Below are 15,430 nucleotides of genomic sequence, written 5' to 3'. Positions count from 1 at the left end.
TTGTCTGTTATCCCGCGATCAAGTCGCGGGATGACACTAAACCACGATAATATATAACAAAATCGAAATTTATAACAGGAAAAAATAATGCGAGCTGAAATAGAAAATTATGTAAAAAAAATTGAGCAGTCTTTAGAACTACTTTGGAGGTCACTTTGACGTTGAAGCATCAACTGAAAGACTGAACGCGTTAGAAGAATTAACAGCCGATCCTAGTTTATGGAATGATCAGGCTAATGCTCAAAAATTACTGCGAGAAAAAAGTAATCTAGAAGAAAAACTAAACGCTTTTAATAAACTCAAATCCAATTTAAAAGATGCTTTAGAACTTGAAGAAATGGCTGAAGCCGAAAACGATTTAGACACACTTTCACAAATTGAACAGGACTTAAAAAATTTAAGCATCATTACTGCCAAATTTGAAACGGAATGTTTGTTTTCAGATGAAGCAGACGGTAATAATTGCTTTTTAGAGATTAATGCTGGAGCCGGGGGAACTGAAAGCCATGACTGGGCGTCTATTATGATGCGTATGTATTTGCGTTTTGCCGAAAGACTCGGCTTTAAAACCGAAATAATCAATATGATTAACGGCGAAGAGGCAGGCATTAAATCATGCACGATTAGAATAATAGGAAAGCGTGCTTACGGCTGGTTTAAGACCGAAGCTGGCGTTCACAGATTAGTGCGTATTTCTCCGTTTAATGCAGCCGGTAAAAGAATGACTAGCTTTGCAAGTAGCTGGGTATATCCCGAAATTGATGATAATATAGCAATTACTATTGAGGATAAAGATTTAAGAATCGATACTTTTAGAGCATCGGGAGCCGGCGGGCAGCACGTTAATACTACCGATTCAGCTGTACGTATCACTCATATACCGACCGGTACGGTAACACAATGCCAAAGCGATAGATCGCAGCATAAAAATAAAGCTCAAGCTATGAAAATGCTTCAAGCCAAACTCTATGAGCTTGAAATGCAAAAACGTACCGATAGCGTTAACGAGCAGAATGCCGCTAAAACCGATAATAGCTGGGGACATCAAATTAGATCATATGTTTTGCAACCTTATCAAATGGTAAAAGATTTACGTACCGATTATGAAACTTCCGATACTAAAGGAGTGCTTGACGGTGACCTTGAAGAATTTGTTTCCGCAAACCTTGCTATGAATGCGGGTGGTAAGAAGTAGTGAAAATCAATGAGCAATACTTTAAGTAATGAATCATATACTGATTTAATTAAAATTATTAGAGTTAGGACAAGGTTTTGCATTTGTTGGCAATCAGTATCATATAGAACTTGAGGGAGAAGATTATTATTTGGATTTAGTTTTTTATCACATAAAACTCAAATGCTATGTTGTTATTGAATTAAAAACCGGCAATTTTAAGCCGGAATATGTCGGTAAACTAAATTTTTATCTTAATTTAATGGATCGCACAATTAAAGATAATTCGGATAATCCTACAATTGGATTAATTTTGTGCGAAGAAAAACAAGGTATTACTGTAGAATACGCTATAGAAGGCATCCAAAAACCAATAGGAGTACCACAATTTAAGCTTACAGCAACATTACCTAAAAAGCTTGAAAAATTCCTACCTACCCTTCAAGATCTAGCAAAGCTAAAAAGCGAATAAATTACTACAAGAAGCGCTTGATAAAAATATTATTACCGATTATCCAAAAGAAAATTTTTATATTTTTACGCTGCCGGAAAACCAAACCAATACCGACGAACAATTTAAAACTCTATATAAAGGGCATGAAAACGATAATATTGACTTAAGTAACGCCGAAATTGCTATTGTTACTCATGCTTATCATTTTCCTCGTGTTAATCGATATTTTGATAACAAACCGAATTTTGACTTCTTCTTTATTCATAACACTAAACCTATAATTTTCTTGATCGAAAATTTGAAACCATGGGAGTAGATAATGAACTAAAGCAGGAGCTAATAAAATTACCTCACTATATAGAGAAAGGTTTTGTTTCAGAAAAATTAAATGCTAATATTTAGCAATGCTTGATTAATCAATTACTATCTCTCTTGCTTCTTGTTCTTTAATCTCAATACGAGGTAGAATAATAGTAAGTATTCCATTCTTAAGGCTTGAAGAGATATTTGCCTGATCTACATCTTCATATAATGATATTACATAATTAAAATTTTTATTCATATAATTATCTGAATCATCAGCTTTATTTTTTTCTTCTATATTCCCTGTAATAAATAATTTATTACCGTTTACTTTAACCTTAATTTGACTTTTATCAAAGCCAGGTACTTCCATAACAATAATATACTGCTTATCTTTAGTAATAAAATTGCTTTTTATGCTATTAGATTCATAAAGCGGCAATCTATTTTTAAATAAATTATCAATATTTGTAATTTGATTATCTATTAAATCTGCTACCTGACGCAGTGGCGTTGCATTACCGGAATCATAATTCTTATTAGCTATTGCAATATTACTAGATAAAATCATAGCTGCTATAGACGGAATATATAATCTTACGCTCTTTAACATAAAACCACCATTAATTTTGTTAGTTATATATTTAAATATATAAAATTATCTATTTAAAATTCAAGTCTTACATTTCCATAATTTGCTGAAAGTACGCTGCCCAAAATAAAAACTAATAATCTCCGCAAAAATAGTTTGATCTTCTATGCTCCATAATATATCTAGATATTCAACTAGCAGAGCAGAACTTTTGAACGACTTATATTGAACTCCTCCATACATTGCAAAAAAGCTATAGGCAAGCACGGGTCTTACCGAACCATTTAAAGCATCAACCCAACTAACACCTGATTTATAAGTGGAGTAAAGAGAATATTGCTCTGCCATTTCTTGTGATATGATAAGCTCTGTAAAAGTTTTAGACTGATTAAGTTTGTTATTAGCAATTTGACGGTCTAAAATATTTATCTCGTATTTTTTGTCGTTAATAGTTAATATCTTTATATATTTTCAAAATTTCAGGAATTATTGAACTAATAAATCCTGTTATCGCCGCAAGTAAAGTAATCATAAATACCTATCTATATAAATTTTAGGATAAGTTAGCAAAGATAAGTCATTATACTAAGAAAGAGGCAAAAAGGGGCAGCATGGACTGATTATTTATGTCCTTTCTGCGAAAGCAGGAATCCAGTAAAAAATGATAAAAACACAGCAAACTATATAAAAATTTAGTATATAATTAGATTAAAAAACTGGATTCCTGCTTTCGCAGAAAGGACATCGAACATGTTTAATGATCCATGCAACAACGCCAATAATAGGAAAACTGACCCACTCAACAATTACTTTAAATTAGACCAAATGCGGTTTTTTGCAATATAGAAAAAGATAGTAAATACCGCTAAAAACATCATAACTTTAAGACCCATAGATTTACGATGTTCCATTTCCGGCTCAGCTGCCCATTGTAGAAATACTGCAACGTCTTGCGACATCTGCTCTACACTTGCGTTAGTACCGTCCATATAGGTTACCTGCCCGTCTGTAAGCGGCGGCGGCATTGCTATTTGCTCACCAGGGAAATAGGGATTATAATGAGTTCCCTGCATCAGCTTAAAATCTGCCGGCGGTTCAGTATAGCCGGTAAGTAGCGAATATATATAATTAGCTCCGTCATGACGTGCTTTTATTATCAACGATAAATCAGGAGGATGGGCACCGTTATTAGCTGCTCTTGCTGCTTGCTCATTAGGGTAAGGAGGTACAAAACGATCAGAGGGAAGAGCGTGGCGGTCAAACATCTCACCATCATCATTAGGTCCGTCTTTTATCGTATAGCCTTTGGCAATCTCTTTTACCTCGTCATCCGAAAAGCCGATATCTTTAAGATTACGGTAATATAAATTGTTTAAACCGTGGCAGACACTACAAACTTCCTTATAGACCTGAAAACCTCTTTGTGCTGCTTCACGATTAACTGTACCAAATACGCCGTCAAACGACCATTTCATCTTTTTTGGATGTAATACTTCTTCGTTGGCTAAACTTAAGCACGAAGTTAGTAGTATGATGATAGAGATAAGTAGTTTAGTTTTCATAAATTTTTTTGAGTCGTCATTGCGAGGAAAAATTGAAAACTTTGACGAAGCAATCTCAGGAGTTTATTATTATTTTATAAGATTGTCGTGTTGAGATTTCGTCTTTCCTTGCAATGATGTTTTTATTACAGAATAATTTCATTATACAAATCATCCCAATTTATATTTGTTTGTTCTATTAATTTAATTTTTTTGTCTCTTAAACCAGCTTTAATTTGTTTTTCTCTATTTATTGCTGAATTCATAGTTTGATGAATCTCATAAAATACTAAAATTTTGCAATTATACTTTTTACTAAACCCCTTAATTGTATCATTTTTGTGTTATTAAATTAGAAGTAACACCAGTATAGAGTATACCATTTTTCTTGTTAGTTACTATATATACTATTGGTTACTTCACAAATTTGTATAATACAAAAAACGTCATTGCGAGCAGCCACAGGCTGCACGGCAATCTCATGCAATAATAACAAACTACTGAGATTGCTTCGTCAATTGCTATGCAATTTCCTCGCAATGACTTAACTCTTACAACTCCTCCGGCAATGGCAGCGGTTTTTCATATTTACCTATCAGCGGCAGAGCTACTAAGAAATGAAAAAAGTAATAACAAGCAGCAAAACGGCTAGTGGTAATATACGGCTCTTCTGCCGGCTGCCCGCCTAAATAACCAAGCAATAAACAATCTGCCATAAATATCCAAAAAGTAATTCGGTATATCGGTCTATAATTGCTACTTCTAACTTTTGAAGTATCAAGCCAAGGTAGTAAGAATAACACAAATATACTTCCGAACATTAATAGCACCCCACCGAGCTTAGACGGCACGGCTCTAAGTATTGCATAAAACGGCAGAAAATACCATTCAGGGACAATGTGGGCAGGCGTAACTAACGGATTTGCCGGAATGTAATTATCGGGATGTCCTAAATAATTAGGTTCGTAAAAAATAAAATAAGCAAATATTATGAAATAAACTCCGAAACCGACAAAATCCTTTACGGTATAATAAGGGTGGAACGGAATAGTATCTTTAGGGCTTTTAACATCTATACCTTTTGGGTTATTTGAACCATGCTGATGCAAGGCCACTAAATGCAGCATCACTAAAGCAACAATAATAAACGGCAATAAATAATGCAGTGAGAAGAACCTATTTAATGTCGGATTATCAACAGAAAAACCACCCCATAACCACGTAACTATGAATTCCCCTATTAACGGAATAGCGGAAAATAAATTAGTAATAACCGTTGCTCCCCAGTAGCTCATCTGCCCCCAAGGCAGCACGTAACCCATGAAAGCAGTAGCCATCATGGTTAGAAAAATGATGATACCGATATGCCAAAGCAGTTCTCTAGGTGCTTTATAAGAGCCGTAATACAAACCTCTTGCTATGTGTAAGTATACGGCGGCAAAAAACATCGATGCACCTACCGCATGAGTATAACGCAATAACCAACCGTAATTCACGTTACGCATGATTCGCTCAACACTATCGAAAGCATGATCAACATGCGGAGTATAGTGCATAGCAAGTATGACGCCGGTGATTATCTGAATCACTAACGCAATACCGGCAATAGAGCCTAAATTCCACAAATAGCTAAGATTTTTCGGAGTTTGATAATGACTAAAATGCTTTAGGAACGCAAAAATAGGAAGACGATAATCTATCCATTCTATAATAGCATTAGGCTTTTTAGGGGTAATATCTTCATTCATAAATAATTACCCGATTCTAATTTTTTTGTCGCTAATAAAAGTGTAAGGCGGCACAGCCAAATTTAAAGGAGCAGGACCTCTTCTAACTCTACCTGAAGAATCATATTGTGAACCATGGCACGGACAAAACCATCCATCATATTCACCTTGATTAGCAAGCGGCACACAACCTAAATGCGTGCAGACCCCGATCGTCACCAGCCAATTATCATGCCCTGCTTTCACACGTGCTTCATCTGCTTCAGGATCAATCAGCTCTGACATTTTAACGGCTCTTGCTTCAGCTATTTTGTCAGGCGTACGGTTAGTGATAAAAACCGGTTTACCTTGCCATTTAACCGTAACTGTTTGACCTACCGCAATATTTGATAAATCAACCTCAATTGATGATAAAGCTAGCACGTCCGCAGAAGGGTTTAAAGAATCAACGAGAGGCCAAAGAGTACATGCTGCCCCAACTGCTGCAATACTACTAGCCGTTAGAACCATAAAATCACGACGTGTTGTTTGTTTGTTTTTATTATCTTCAGTATCCAACATATAATATTAAAGTGACATAAATTAACGATTATTATTACTACCGCTTGGGATATTATTAAGATTATTTGGATTTTCTAGTTCTTCATAAGGATTTATTATAGGACGTTCAGCGTCTGCAGCACTATCTGCTTGTTTTGGCGTAAACTTATTTATTTCATCTTCTAACACTTTTGCTCCTGTCCCTTCTTCATACTTGTATTCGCCAGGATCACTTAAGCAATTCCAAAAACTAACTAAATGATTCCAATTAGGACCGAGTTTTGTAGTACAATTTTGGGCAACTGCTTTAGTTGTATCTAATATCTCGACTGTAGCTTCAGTAAAATAATCTATAAACCCAATTTTTTTAAAGCCCAATACTGTATAATATAAAGTAATTAAGGAAGCAACTGCTATAATTAAATACCATTTAGTGATAATAGACCACAGAAAAAATCCCATAGGATTTGCTGCCATTAACCTTCGTAAAGCCTGCCACATATACATATATTTTGCTCAAAAAAATTTATTAATAACATTCATCTTATTTTATATCACTACATTAGTAAAAATAAAGCAAAATCACGTAATATTATAAATATTTTTAATTAAACAGGAACTCAAAAAGAATGAAATCGGTAAAAATACTAAATTAATTCCTATCATAACAAAAATTAATTGTAAGTTATTATCTTGTAATATTAAACCTGTCATTATAATATTCGGAATTAATAACGGCATGATAAACGTACCGACAAAGTTAGCATTCTTCTTAAAATAACATTGCACGCTACCGGATAACACTACTAAACTACTTGATAACACTAATATCATCCATACACTAATAAAGAAAAATATTATCTCAAGCAAAGTTTGATCAAAAAAAACATAAATAATTGGTAAAACAAAAACCAGCCCTATCGTACTGCTGATAAATATAGCAAAAAATTTAGCCAATATAATTTTTTCATGACTAACAATTGATAATAATAACTCTAAGCTTCCGTCTTCCAAATCAGATTTAAATATAACCGAAGAAAAACCGATTAATGAAATTAATAAACAAATTACCGAAAAAATTAAACCAAATTTGTTAATATCCCTTTCACTGTTAATTAAAACAGTACTAATTATGCAAAATAAAAAAAATATAACTAGATATTTAATTATATTATTAATGCGATTCTGCACTATAAATTCACGCTTAATTAGTACAAATAGACTATTCATAATTATTAAATACGTTGTAAATTAAGTACATAATAGCTGCAACAGTTAAACCTATACCAATTTCAACAATAACTATCGCAATATGCTGAGCAAGTAGCGTATCATTGATAAAATTTGTTAGTGAATAATAATTTAAATAATTATCGTTAAAAAAGAGTGATATGGTTCCTACAATTGCATATATTGCTACACCTAAAACCGCAATACAAACTAGCACGTTAGGAGGAAAATATCTGCTTAATTTCCGATTACCGTAAACTAAATCATAAGCAATAAGGCTAGATGCAAATATAACACCTGCTTGAAACCCACCACCCGGTGAAGACTCACCGTTAAGCTGAATATATATACTATATAAAATTATATAAGGTATTATAAAACTAGTAATATGTTTTATTATTGGATTTGTCATCCCGTGGCTTGACCACGGGATCTTGTATCGCCTGCTGTGTACTGAGATACCGCGATCAAGTCGCGGTATGACATCATAAGACTTTCTTGAAAATATCAACAGCATGGCAATTCCTGCAATTAAAATTACGCTAGTTTCACCTAAAGTATCATATCCACGATAACTTGCAAGAATAGCTGCAACAAAAGAAGGTACACCTATATCTCTAGAGGTATTTTCGATATAATATTTACTTAAATGCATATGAATAGGAGCATTATCATCACCGTAATTCGGTAATTCTAGCCCCATATAAGCAAGAGTTACTACAAACAATAAACATATTAAACTTGCTGGAATAATATTAGTTCTCTCAATATTCTTTAAATCCGAAGGTAATTTACGCAACAAATTCAAATATACGCATGTTGATAAGCAAGCTCCAAGTGCTGCCTCGGTCATTGCGACATCAGGAGCATCCATAATAAGATAGGATACACCAATTAATAAGCTAAATACAGAAGCAGCAATCACTGCATTTAGTAAATCTTTAGCAAAAATTATTTTTATCGAGATTAAGATCAATAAAAAAACAATTAAGTTAAGTAGGTAATTGCCGAGATCAAAATTTAAAGCTGTCTTTACTGTCATATGGTTGTTAAAATTTAACGTCATTGCGAGGAGAAACGTAATTTCGACGTGGCAATCTTATCAAGCATCTTGAGATTGCTTCGTCAATTACTTCGTAATTTTCCTCGCAATGACGGTACTATAAGCTCTAATTTTCATAAATAAAGATGCTTTACCAAGTGCATGAGTTGCTACCGGATTTAGTATAAAAATCAATAAAGCCGCTAAAATTAATTTAACAGAGTTCACAATATCTGCTTCAATGCACGCAAAACCTATTAAGCAAATAGGCACGCCGAAACTCTCAATAACACTTGCTGCATGTAATTTAGTATAAAAATCAGGAAATCTAAAAAAACCGATTATTCCTGAAAATATAGCAAATAATCCAATAATTACTAATAAAATTCCTATATAGTATAGTGTCATTGTGTTTATCCTTTTTTCGTCATTGCGAGGAAATTATGAAATAATTGACGAAGCAATCTCATGCAAAAGTCCTGAGATTGCCGCATGAACTAAAGTTCACTCGCAATGACGTTTTTACTCACCTTGAGCCAAGCTATAACCTGCAACCCCGTCAAATTCAAACAGATTCTCTACTTTGATAAAATCGATATTTGCTGTGCTTAAAGCTTCAAGCAATCTTGTTATATCTAAATGCTTTATTTCTGTGCTGTCTTTATTCATAAAACGACAACACCAATGATCGGAAACAGTTTCAAACCTTGTATCACGAGGCCACAGCTTTAATCCTTTTGACGAGATTGTTTTTAACTCAAAATTACCAAGATCAAGTTTATTAATTTTATCTGCCATATCGTGAGCGGACGATACATTCATATTCACAAATATATCCGTACCGACCAATTTCTTAACTTCTTTAGTATCAATTTTATAATCTATATTGCTTTCTTGCTTCTCAGCAATTAAGGGATAATCTGCTTTAGGTAGCTTTGTCGGTAACTGTCCCAATCTTTTCGTTACTTCTTCGGCAAATTCTTTTGTACCGACTTTTTTATTAGAACTCTGCTCGTTATATATATCGGCTGTATGAACGCCATCCTCTATAGTTTTTTTCCAAGCATTTTCGATTAATGTAGCGATATCACCCTGCCCTATATGTACTAGCATCATTATTGCAGCATTTAAAAGCCCTGACGGATTTGCGATATCTTTACCGGCAATATCAGGAGCACTTCCATGTACCGCTTCAAACATCGCATAATGCTGCCCAATATTTGCAGAACCTGCAAGACCTACCGAGCCTGAAATTTCAGCAGCTACGTCAGATATGATATCACCGTATAAATTAGAAGTTACGATAACGTCAAATATTTCCGGTTTGGTAGCAAGCCTTGCCGTCCCGATATCGATAATATAATGCGCGTTATTAATTTGCGGGTATTCTTTTGCAATCTCATTAAATACTTTATGCAAAACCCCATCGGAAAATTTCATAATATTATCTTTGCTTAAACACGTGACTTTTTTGCGGTTATTTTTTACTGCATATTCAAAAGCATATCTAATAATCTTCTCACATCCTGTATGACTTATCAACTTCATTGATTCATACATATTATGCGTTTGGCGGTATTCTATACCTGCGTATAAATCTTCCTCATTCTCACGTATAATAGTTAGGTTCAAATTTGGATGTAATGTTCTAGTAAAAGGATAAAACGAAACGGAAGGACGAATATTAGCAAAAAGCTGTAATGTTTTACGAATCGTGACATTTAAACTTTTATATCCTCCACCTTGCGGAGTAGTAATCGGGGCTTTAAGTATAATACCGGTGCGTTGTATTGATTCCCAACTTTCCTCGCTTATGCCTGAAGTATAATGCTTCTTGTAAAGCTTTTCACCTACTTCAATGGTTTCTAAACAAATACGAGCCTCGGCTTTACGTAATATATAAAGCACTGCCTCCATTATTTCAGGACCTATACCATCCCCGTATGCAATTGTAATCGGTGTAAATTCTGCCATATTAAATACTCTCTTGTTTATGTCATTCCCGCGTAGGCTGGAATCCAGTAAAACCTATAAAAACTAGTTTTTATAGATTTATTTTATCAAATATGTAACTTCTGTATCAATATTGAAGTTATTTTTCTGGATTCCAGCCTACGCGGGAATGACACACAAAAATCCATACAACACTATCAATAGTTTATCGTTACTTCTTTTAATCTCTCATTCAACATAAAAGTCACTTCGGAAGTTATATTCAAATTATTTTTGGCATATAAGACTTGAGCACTTGGAATTACCAAATTAAGGTTATATTTCTCGGCAAGTTCACTAATTATTGTAATAGTTGTTTCATGTACTCTACTCATAGCCTCAGCGTGGACTTGTTCAAGCTTTGTTTTCTTAATCTGAATTTCTTTTCTAACATGGCTAACTTTTGCATTAAATTCGTTTACTTTATGCTCAAATTCGGTTTCACTTAAATGAGAACGCTCATTTAGCAGCTTCTCTTCCAGCGGTTTAAATTCTGCTTCTTTTGCAGCAATATCCTCTTGAATTTTATGATTAAGCTTTTCGATTTTATTACGCAAATCTTTTATAGCGATCGAACCTTCCAATATAGATTGTACATCAGCAACAGCTACTCTAACTTTAAAATTATCTTCTTTAATTGGCACATTTTGTGCCTCCGTAATCGTTGAGAAATTTATTATGAATATGCATAAACATAATATTCGGTATATCATCCTTGATCCTTTTAGATTAAACGGTGTCGTCTAGGATTGTCATCCCGTGGCTTGACCACGGAATCTTGTGTCACAGGCAATATCCTGAGATCCCGCGATCAAGTCGCGGGACGACATTCAAGATGACTGGATTCCCGCCTACGCGGGAATGACACTGGAGCAACACTCCTTATTAATCTAAGAATAAATAACATCAAGCAATTTGTCTATAATTAAAAACTTAACCTTTACCTAACATTGGCACATTCCCGCCTCCCCATGGTGTATATTCGCCATCCGAATAATAATCACTAGAAATAGGTTCAAACGAAATAGCTTTTATTGCTTCAGGACTTAAATAGGTACTCTCTTCATCACTAAGCAAAAGTTCAGTAGCCGGTTCTTCTCGCTCAACATAAATTTCATGCTGTTCATTAAATTCATATAAAAAATTAAAAGCTTCATGAATATGCTCTGTTCCTTTGTTCTTAACCAAAACTGCTGTAATACCATAGTCTTTTGCAGCATTGACATGTTTAATATAATCATCCATGAAAAATACATTTTTTTTATTAGTTATTTCTCTTATATATTCTTTTTTAGTACAATTTTGTATTTCTTCAAAATTATTAGAAGGTAAAGCTGATTTTATATAAATTTTTGCTGCATCTTCCTTTCCTAGTAACCTTTCTAATGCATATTTTACAGCATGAGGATAATCATTAAATGATGCTATAGCTATTTTATGACTGGATAATATAATATTCTTAAAAAGGCGTGCTATTTGCTCTTCATTTTTCCAACCTATTTCATTATCTAGGAATTTCTCCATCAGCTCTATAGAAAATGCTCAAGCCTAACTTTTTCTTGCTCTCGTTCTTCATAGAAGCTAAAAAAGCGATTTTGTATATTACGTGCTATTAAACCTCCTAACCTCTCATATAATTATGCGAATGTCCAACTAAAGTATTGTCACAATCAAATATAAATAAAGCTGTATTATCGTTCATTAATTTCTCTTATTTTAAAGTTTAAAAACTCTTGGTAATTTTTATTCTACAGTTAAATCAATTTCTTTTTCAAGAACTTGATATTCCAATCTTTGGTATTTTAGTGTATAATACGAAAAACTATTGTAAACTTGTGAGAATTTTTAAAGATGACATCTATTCGTAATATAGCAATTATTGCCCACGTTGATCATGGGAAAACTACGCTTGTTGATAACATGCTTAAACAAAGCGGAACATTTAGAGCTAACCAAGCAGTTGCTGAGCGTGCTATGGACTCTAACGATCTTGAGCGTGAGCGTGGAATCACGATACTTGCCAAATGCACTGCTCTTATGTGGAACAATATCCGTATCAATATAGTTGATACGCCAGGACACGCCGATTTTGGCGGTGAAGTAGAACGCATCCTTAGCATGGTTGACGGTGTAGTACTACTTGTCGATGCATCGGAAGGACCAATGCCGCAAACAAAATTCGTGCTTTCTAAAGCGTTAAATCTCGGCTTAAAACCTATTGTCGTTATTAATAAAATCGATAGAGATGACCAAAGAATTCAAGAAGTTATCGATGAAGTATTTGAGCTATTTGTGGCACTTGAAGCAAACAACGATCAGCTTGACTTCCCTATAGTTTATGCATCAGGTAGAGTAGGTAGAGCATCTTTAACCTTTGATGATAAAATTAATCCTTTAGACAATTTAGCAGATGATTTAGCACCGCTTTTCAACCTTATAGTACAACATGTACCAAAACCCTTAACCGATGACAAAGCATCGTTTTCTATGCTTGTTACTACTAGAGAATATAATTCTTTCTTCGGTAGGGTTTTAACAGGTCGTGTACAAAGCGGCACTGTTAAAATTAACCAAAACGTAAAAGTATTAAATCGTGAGAATAAAGTACTTGAAACCGGACGTATCACTAAAATATTAGCCTTTAGAGGCTTAGAGCGAATCGCTATAAATGATGCTACAGCCGGCGATATTATTGCCGTAGCAGGTGTTGAAAACGCCAACGTTACCGATACTATCTGCTCCCCTGAGGTAACCGAGGCCGTACCGTCTCTACCTATCGATCCGCCAACTTTATCCATGACTTTTAGCGTTAATGACTCACCGCTTGCAGGAAGCGAAGGGACAAAAGTTACGTCGAGCTTAATTGGAGCTAGGTTAATGCGTGAGCTTGAAAGTAACGTTGCATTAAAAGTTACTGAAGTTGCCGAGAAAAATGCTTTCCAAGTTGCAGGGCGTGGTGAGTTACAACTTGGTATCTTAATTGAAACTATGCGTCGTGAAGGGTTTGAGCTATCTATTAGCAGACCCGAAGTATTATTCCAAACTGATGAGAAAGGTAATAAGCAAGAACCGATGGAAGAAATCCAAGTTGACGTTGATGATGATTATGTTGGAGTAGTCGTAAAATCTTTAGCACTGAGAAAAGCCGAAATGACTGATATGAGGCCGTCAGGCGGCGGTAAAAGCCGTGTTACGTTTATCGGACCATCTAGAGGGTTAATCGGCTATCACAGCCAGTTTTTAACCGAAACACGAGGCACAGGGATTATGAATCGTATTTTCCACGGATACGCTGATTATAAAGGAAATATCGAGGGAAGACGTAACGGCGTGCTTATCTCTAACGGTGACGGGGCAGCGGTCGCATATGCTCTATGGAATCTAGAAGAAAGGGGAAAAATGTTTATAAACCCTAGTGACAAAGTATATAGAGGCATGATTATCGGCGAACATAATCGTGATAATGATTTAGAGGTAAACCCACTAAAAGCGAAACAACTGAGCAACGTTAGAGCAGCAGGTAAAGACGAAGCCATAAGGCTAACTCCGCCAATGCTTTTAACGTTAGAGCAGGCAATCAGCTATATACAAGATGACGAGCGAGTTGAAGTAACACCGAAATCTATTCGTTTACGTAAAGCGCTACTTGACCCTAACGACCGTAAAAGAGCTGCAAAGTAGGTATGCCTAAAAAAAGTTGACATCGTCATTGCGAGGAAAAACTGTAAGTTTTGACTAAGCAATCTCTAGAATCTTGCTTTATGAGATTGCCACGCGCCTTTCAGTTGCTCGCAATGACGAAAAAACTAAGCTAATACATTAAATACTATAATAACAAACCTTTTTAACGGCTTCTATTACATCGCTCTCACTCGGCAGAGCTAGTGTTTCTAAATTAACAGCATAAGGAAGGGGCAGATCTTTGCCGCTTACAATCTCTATCGGAGCATCTAAATAATCAAACGCTTCTTTCATAACAATAGCAGCTATACTTGCACCAACACCTGCAAAAAACCACCCTTCTTCCACTACAACTAAACGATTAGTTTTTTTCACTGATTCTATTATTGTCTCAGTATCAAGCGGTTTAATAGTGCGAAGATCAATAACCTCGCAATCAATATTATCATTCTGCAAAACATTTGCCGCATCTAAGGCAAGTTTTACTTGAATCGAGAAAGTTACTATAGTGACACTACTACCCTCTCTTAAAATTTTTGCCTGACCAAAGGGTATAGGCTCGATTGTTTCCGGTACGTCAAAACTATGACCGTATAAAATTTCATTTTCTAAAAAAACAACGGGATTATCGTCCCTAATAGCTGTAAGCATAAGTCCTTTATGATCTTCTGCACTATAAGGAGCTACTACTTTTAATCCCGGAATGTGGGAATAGCAAGCTGTATAATTTTGGCTATGTTGTGCAGCTACTCTACTTGCTGCTCCGTTTGGTCCTCTAAATACTATCGGACATTTGACCTGCCCGCCTGACATGTAATGCGTTTTTGCAGCTGAATTAACTATGTGATCGAATGCTTGCATAGCAAAGTTAAAGGTCATAAACTCCACGATCGGGCGAAGTCCTGCAAAAGCTGCTCCGACTGCAAGCCCTGCAAAACCATATTCCGTTATCGGTGTATCAATTACCCTCTTAGGACCAAATCGCTCTAGTAATCCTTGAGTTACCTTGTAAGCTCCTTGATATTCTGCAACTTCCTCGCCTATGACGAAAACCTTGTCGTCTCTTATCATCTCTTCTTGCATTGCATCACGCAACGCTTCACGTACCGTTATTTGCATTTTTCTTTTTTATTTGATTAAATTAAACGTCATTG

17 protein-coding genes and 1 pseudogene are annotated in these 15,430 nt (G+C 35.0%); 3 read left to right on the top strand and 15 right to left on the bottom strand.

Annotated elements, in window-relative coordinates:
• The first annotated feature begins 87 nt into the window (after positions 1-87).
• Together prfB and MCI_RS05845 are read left to right on the top strand one after the other, a co-directional pair.
• Positions 88-1,195 (top strand): peptide chain release factor 2 gene (gene prfB / locus MCI_RS05850; RefSeq protein ID WP_156794973.1). Its coding sequence is split into 2 segments (ribosomal slippage): positions 88-156 and positions 158-1,195, totalling 1,107 coding nucleotides; the frame shifts between segments, so codons are not numbered across the junction.
• Between the two features lie 103 nt (positions 1,196-1,298).
• Entirely contained in the window at positions 1,299-1,646 is a 348-nt protein-coding gene (locus tag MCI_RS05845; protein WP_232202765.1) for a PDDEXK nuclease domain-containing protein, read from the top strand.
• 394 nt (positions 1,647-2,040) lie between these two features.
• Here the strand turns inward: MCI_RS05845 and MCI_RS05840 are convergent, their stop codons facing one another.
• From MCI_RS05840 to MCI_RS08650, 14 genes and pseudogenes are all read right to left on the bottom strand, one after another.
• Entirely contained in the window at positions 2,041-2,544 is a 504-nt protein-coding gene (locus MCI_RS05840; protein ID WP_012736569.1) for an Hsp20/alpha crystallin family protein, read from the bottom strand.
• Positions 2,545-2,604: 60 nt separating this feature from the next.
• Positions 2,605-2,871: a hypothetical protein gene (locus MCI_RS08655; protein ID WP_014410068.1), complete on the bottom strand. Its 267-nt coding sequence runs from the start codon at positions 2,869-2,871 to the stop codon at positions 2,605-2,607.
• 458 nt (positions 2,872-3,329) lie between these two features.
• Complete coding sequence (locus tag MCI_RS05830) at positions 3,330-4,085, bottom strand: cytochrome c1 (RefSeq protein ID WP_014410067.1); 756 nt, start codon at positions 4,083-4,085, stop codon at positions 3,330-3,332.
• 125 nt (positions 4,086-4,210) lie between these two features.
• Positions 4,211-4,330, bottom strand: a complete 120-nt coding sequence (locus tag MCI_RS10065; RefSeq protein WP_014410066.1) for a nuclease — start codon at positions 4,328-4,330, stop codon at positions 4,211-4,213.
• Positions 4,331-4,397: 67 nt separating this feature from the next.
• Positions 4,398-4,466 carry a hypothetical protein gene (locus tag MCI_RS10560; RefSeq protein ID WP_332248944.1) on the bottom strand — a complete coding sequence of 23 codons (69 nt, stop codon included), beginning with the start codon at positions 4,464-4,466 and terminating at the stop codon, positions 4,398-4,400.
• A 149-nt stretch (positions 4,467-4,615) separates the two neighbouring features.
• Positions 4,616-5,812, bottom strand: a complete 1,197-nt coding sequence (locus tag MCI_RS05820) for a cytochrome b (protein ID WP_014410065.1) — start codon at positions 5,810-5,812, stop codon at positions 4,616-4,618.
• 6 nt (positions 5,813-5,818) lie between these two features.
• Positions 5,819-6,352, bottom strand: a complete 534-nt coding sequence (gene petA / locus MCI_RS05815) for a ubiquinol-cytochrome c reductase iron-sulfur subunit (RefSeq protein ID WP_014410064.1) — start codon at positions 6,350-6,352, stop codon at positions 5,819-5,821.
• 21 nt (positions 6,353-6,373) lie between these two features.
• A complete protein-coding gene (locus tag MCI_RS05810; RefSeq protein WP_014410063.1) occupies positions 6,374-6,832 on the bottom strand; it encodes a DUF2670 domain-containing protein in 459 nt (152 codons plus the stop codon).
• An 81-nt stretch (positions 6,833-6,913) separates the two neighbouring features.
• A complete protein-coding gene (locus MCI_RS05805; protein WP_014410062.1) occupies positions 6,914-7,561 on the bottom strand; it encodes a heme exporter protein CcmB in 648 nt (215 codons plus the stop codon).
• A complete protein-coding gene (locus tag MCI_RS05800) occupies positions 7,554-8,627 on the bottom strand; it encodes a DUF4040 domain-containing protein (RefSeq protein WP_014410061.1) in 1,074 nt (357 codons plus the stop codon). Before MCI_RS05800 ends, MCI_RS05805 begins: the two co-directional genes overlap by 8 nt.
• Before the next feature lie 63 nt (positions 8,628-8,690).
• Complete coding sequence (locus tag MCI_RS05795) at positions 8,691-9,011, bottom strand: Na+/H+ antiporter subunit G (RefSeq protein ID WP_014410060.1); 321 nt, start codon at positions 9,009-9,011, stop codon at positions 8,691-8,693.
• 114 nt (positions 9,012-9,125) lie between these two features.
• Positions 9,126-10,577 carry an NADP-dependent isocitrate dehydrogenase gene (locus MCI_RS05790; RefSeq protein WP_014410059.1) on the bottom strand — a complete coding sequence of 484 codons (1,452 nt, stop codon included), beginning with the start codon at positions 10,575-10,577 and terminating at the stop codon, positions 9,126-9,128.
• Between the two features lie 176 nt (positions 10,578-10,753).
• On the bottom strand, positions 10,754-11,308 hold the full coding sequence (locus MCI_RS05785) for an OmpH family outer membrane protein (RefSeq protein WP_014410058.1): 555 nt from the start codon (positions 11,306-11,308) through the stop codon (positions 10,754-10,756).
• A 775-nt stretch (positions 11,309-12,083) separates the two neighbouring features.
• Positions 12,084-12,297: pseudogene (locus MCI_RS08650) on the bottom strand (hypothetical protein); the annotation flags it as partial.
• A 149-nt stretch (positions 12,298-12,446) separates the two neighbouring features.
• Here MCI_RS08650 and typA point away from each other — a divergent pair.
• Positions 12,447-14,276: a translational GTPase TypA gene (typA, locus tag MCI_RS05775; RefSeq protein ID WP_014410056.1), complete on the top strand. Its 1,830-nt coding sequence runs from the start codon at positions 12,447-12,449 to the stop codon at positions 14,274-14,276.
• Positions 14,277-14,414: 138 nt separating this feature from the next.
• On the opposite strand, the gene MCI_RS05770 is transcribed toward typA, so the two are convergent.
• Positions 14,415-15,395, bottom strand: a complete 981-nt coding sequence (locus MCI_RS05770; protein ID WP_014410055.1) for a pyruvate dehydrogenase complex E1 component subunit beta — start codon at positions 15,393-15,395, stop codon at positions 14,415-14,417.
• Positions 15,396-15,430 lie beyond the last annotated feature (35 nt).

Source organism: Rickettsia montanensis str. OSU 85-930 (genome assembly GCF_000284175.1).
Taxonomy (GTDB): Bacteria; Pseudomonadota; Alphaproteobacteria; order Rickettsiales; family Rickettsiaceae; genus Rickettsia; species Rickettsia rickettsii.
Note: the sequence above shows the minus strand (reverse complement) of the source record. Positions and strands in the feature narration are given on the sequence as shown.

Excerpts from the sequence above, each read along its gene's own strand:
- MCI_RS05840 (WP_012736569.1), bottom strand. The coding sequence starts at position 2,544 with ATGTTAAAGAGCGTAAGATTATATATTCCGTCTATAGCAGCTATGATT.
- MCI_RS08655 (WP_014410068.1), bottom strand. The coding sequence starts at position 2,871 with ATGGCAGAGCAATATTCTCTTTACTCCACTTATAAATCAGGTGTTAGT.
- MCI_RS05830 (WP_014410067.1), bottom strand. The coding sequence starts at position 4,085 with ATGAAAACTAAACTACTTATCTCTATCATCATACTACTAACTTCGTGC.
- MCI_RS10065 (WP_014410066.1), bottom strand. The coding sequence starts at position 4,330 with ATGAATTCAGCAATAAATAGAGAAAAACAAATTAAAGCTGGTTTAAGA.
- MCI_RS05820 (WP_014410065.1), bottom strand. The coding sequence starts at position 5,812 with ATGAATGAAGATATTACCCCTAAAAAGCCTAATGCTATTATAGAATGG.
- petA (WP_014410064.1), bottom strand. The coding sequence starts at position 6,352 with ATGTTGGATACTGAAGATAATAAAAACAAACAAACAACACGTCGTGAT.
- MCI_RS05810 (WP_014410063.1), bottom strand. The coding sequence starts at position 6,832 with ATGTGGCAGGCTTTACGAAGGTTAATGGCAGCAAATCCTATGGGATTT.
- MCI_RS05805 (WP_014410062.1), bottom strand. The coding sequence starts at position 7,561 with ATGAATAGTCTATTTGTACTAATTAAGCGTGAATTTATAGTGCAGAAT.
- MCI_RS05800 (WP_014410061.1), bottom strand. The coding sequence starts at position 8,627 with ATGACGTTAAATTTTAACAACCATATGACAGTAAAGACAGCTTTAAAT.
- MCI_RS05795 (WP_014410060.1), bottom strand. The coding sequence starts at position 9,011 with ATGACACTATACTATATAGGAATTTTATTAGTAATTATTGGATTATTT.
- MCI_RS05790 (WP_014410059.1), bottom strand. The coding sequence starts at position 10,577 with ATGGCAGAATTTACACCGATTACAATTGCATACGGGGATGGTATAGGT.
- MCI_RS05785 (WP_014410058.1), bottom strand. The coding sequence starts at position 11,308 with ATGATATACCGAATATTATGTTTATGCATATTCATAATAAATTTCTCA.
- typA (WP_014410056.1), top strand. The coding sequence starts at position 12,447 with ATGACATCTATTCGTAATATAGCAATTATTGCCCACGTTGATCATGGG.
- MCI_RS05770 (WP_014410055.1), bottom strand. The coding sequence starts at position 15,395 with ATGCAAATAACGGTACGTGAAGCGTTGCGTGATGCAATGCAAGAAGAG.